We start from the raw sequence: 3242 nt of genomic DNA on the forward strand, positions 1-3242 counted from the left end.
GTCTGCTCTTCGTACAGGAAGGCCTCGACCAGCAAGGAGGTGGCCAGGATCTTGTTGCGCGGGCTGTAGAGCAGATTGGCGCGCGGCACATGGGTGGCGCACACGGGTTTGCACTTGCCGCAGCGCAGGCAGTCCTTGACGCTGGCGGCGATGTCGCCGATGTCGCTTTGCTGCATGATCAGCGACTCGTGCCCCATCAGGCCGAAGGAGGGCGTGTAGGCCTCGGTCAGGTCGGCCGCATGGACATCGTCACCCAGTGCCTTGAGGGCGGCGCCGCGCAGCAGCTTGCCCTTGTTGAAGCGGCCCTCGGGGTCGACACGTTGCTTGTAGGCCGTGAAGTTGGCCATCTCGGCGTCGGTCAGGAACTCCAGCTTGGTGATGCCGATGCCGTGTTCACCCGAGATCACGCCGTCCAGCGAGCGTGCCAGCGTCATGATGCGCGCCACGGCCTCGTGGGCCGTCTGCAGCATCTCGTAGTTGTCGCTGTTGACGGGGATGTTGGTGTGCACATTGCCATCACCGGCATGCATGTGCAGGGCGATCCACACGCGGCCACGCAGCACCTGCTTGTGGATGCGCTTGAGCTCATCCATGATCGGGGCCATGGCAGCACCATTGAAGACCTTGGCGAGCGGCTCGCGGATCTCCTTCTTCCAGCCCACGCGGATGGACCAGGTCTGCAGCAGATTGAAGACGGTGTCGCCGTCCTGTGGTTCGTAGGTGCCGTTGCGGTGCTGGTCGTAGCCCAGCGAGACCAGTGGCTCACCGACCGTGTTCAGCGGCGTGTCGATGTGGTCGTAGAGGAACTGCCAGCGTGCGCGCACCTGGGCCAGCAGGGCCTGCGAGGCCTGGATCTTTTCGGTGAGCTGCTCGGGGCTGGGCAGTTCGCTGGGATCGTCGGCCTTGCCCAGCGGCAGGTTGCCTGTCTTGAAGAAGGCATCGAAGGCGTCGAGCAGGGCCAGTTTGTTGCGCAAGCTCAGCTCGATGTTGATGCGCTCGATGCCCAGGGTGTATTCGCCCATGCGAGGCAGCGGAATCACCACGTCCTCGTTGACCTTGAAGGCGTTGGTGTGCTTGGCAATGGCGGCGGTGCGCTTGCGGTCGGCCCAGAACTTCTTGCGGGCATCACTGCTGACGGCCACGAAGCCTTCGCCACTGCGGCCATTGGCCAGGCGGATGACTTCGCTGGCGGCGCGGGCCACGCGGTCCTCGTCGTCACCGACGATGTCGCCGATCAGCACCATCTTGGGCAGGCCATTGCCGCCCACATTGCGCTTGCTCTTGGTGGCGTAACCGACGGCCTTGAGGTAGCGGTCGTCGAGGTGCTCCAGGCCGGCCAGGATGGCCCCGCCGGACTGTTTCATCTCCTCGAACATGAAGTCCTTGATCTCGACGATCGAAGGCACGCCTTCCTTGGGATTGCCAAAGAACTCCAGGCACACCGTGCGCACATGTTTGGGCATGCGGTGCACGACCCAGCGGGCGCTGGTGATCAGGCCGTCGCAGCCTTCCTTCTGGATGCCGGGCAGGCCGGCGAGGAACTTGTCAGTGACGTCCTTGCCCAGGCCTTCCTTGCGGAAGGTGCGCCCGGGGATGTCCAGGCGCTCGGTGCGGATCGGGGTCTTGCCATCGGCCTGGAAGTAGCGCAGCTCGAAGCTGGCGACGGCCACGTCGTGGATCTTGCCCAGATTGTGGTTGAGGCGCACGACCTCCAGCCACTGCGCATCGGGTGTCACCATGCGCCAGCTGGCCAGGTTGTCCAGGGCCGTGCCCCAGAGCACGGCCTTCTTGCCTCCGGCATTCATGGCGATGTTGCCGCCGATGCACGAGGCTTCGGCCGAGGTCGGGTCCACCGCGAAGACATAGCCCCCACGCTCGGCCGCATCGGCCACGCGCTGGGTCACGACACCCGCGCCCGTCCAGACCGTGGCCACGGGATGGTCGACACCCGGCAGGGAGACCATCTCGACCTCGGTCATCTGTTCGAGCTTTTCGGTGTTGATGACCGCGCTCTTCCAGGTCAGGGGCACGGCGCCGCCGGTGTAGCCGGTGCCACCCCCACGCGGGATGATGGTCAGACCTAGTTCGACGCAGCCCTTGACCAGGGCCGCCATTTCTTCTTCGGTGTCCGGCGTCAGGACGACGAAGGGGTATTCGACGCGCCAGTCGGTGGCGTCGGTCACGTGCGAGACGCGGCTCAAGCCATCGAACTTGATGTTGTCGTGGCGGGTGATCTTGCGCAGGACCTTGTTGGCCCTCTCGCGCAGTGCGCCCATCTGATCGAAGGCGCTGGCAAAACGATCAACTGCGGAGCGGGCCGAGGCCAGCAGTTCGCCGACGAGTTTGTCGCGCGTGGCGTCCGAGCCCGGGGTGCGGCGCTTGTCGACCTCACCCAGGCGGTGGTGCAGGGCGTCGATCAGTTGGGCGCGGCGCTTGGGATTGTCCAGCAGGTCGTCCTGCAGATAGGGGTTGCGTTGAACGACCCAGACATCGCCCAGCACTTCATAGAGCATGCGGGCGGAGCGGCCAGTCTGACGCTCGGTGCGCAACAGGCTGAGCACCTCCCAGGCGCGCTGGCCCAGCAGCCGCTGGACGATCTCGCGGTCGGAGAAGGAGGTGTAGTTGTAGGGGATCTCGCGCAGGCGGGGCTGGCCATCGTCGTGTGCGTCGACGGCCTGGGCGGTCATGTGGGTCAGCTCTGTGGGTGCGTTCATGAGTGCGCCAGGCGCGAAAAAAGCCTGAAGGGAAAAGACCATGCGGCCCGGGGCTTCGGGGAAAAGCCCCAGGTGCTGTGAAGAAAGTGGTTTTCGCGCCTGAGGGGAGATTTTACCGCACCGCTCATGTCCTGAGCCTGATAGGGCTTCCTGGGAGAAGGGCGGGGGCCTGGCGCGCGGTATGCTGGCGCGATGAAGCGCACACCCTCAGGCACACCCTGGCCTTACCCTCAGTGGATCGCCCACCGTGGCGCTGGCAAACTGGCGCCGGAAAACACCTTGGCGGCCTTCCGATTGGGGGCGTCGCACGGGTTTCGCATGTTCGAGTGCGACGTCAAGCTCAGTGCCGATGGCGTACCCTTCCTGTTGCACGACGCCGATCTGGCGCGCACCACCTCCGGGCATGGCTCCGCCGGCGCCTTGGACTGGGCGGCTTTGAGCTTGCTGGATGCCGGTGCCTGGCACAGCGAGGCCTATCGCGGCGAGCCGCTGCTGCGCCTCGATGATCTGTCCTCCTGGCTGCAGGCC

At 65.3% G+C, this 3242-nt stretch carries 2 protein-coding genes; one reads left to right on the forward strand and one right to left on the reverse strand.

Annotated elements, in window-relative coordinates; all coding sequences use genetic code 11:
* The coding region (locus VFW84_RS14515; RefSeq protein WP_329681176.1) for a DUF3683 domain-containing protein at window positions 1–2714 on the reverse strand (2714 nt) is incomplete at its 3' end.
* 192 nt (window positions 2715–2906) lie between these two features.
* Between VFW84_RS14515 and VFW84_RS14520 the strand changes: the two genes are divergently transcribed.
* Window positions 2907–3242: glycerophosphodiester phosphodiesterase family protein (locus tag VFW84_RS14520; protein ID WP_329681177.1), on the forward strand; the 336-nt coding region annotated here is incomplete at its 3' end.

Source organism: Aquabacterium sp., from assembly GCF_036279655.1.
GTDB lineage: Bacteria > Pseudomonadota > Gammaproteobacteria > Burkholderiales > Burkholderiaceae_C > Aquabacterium.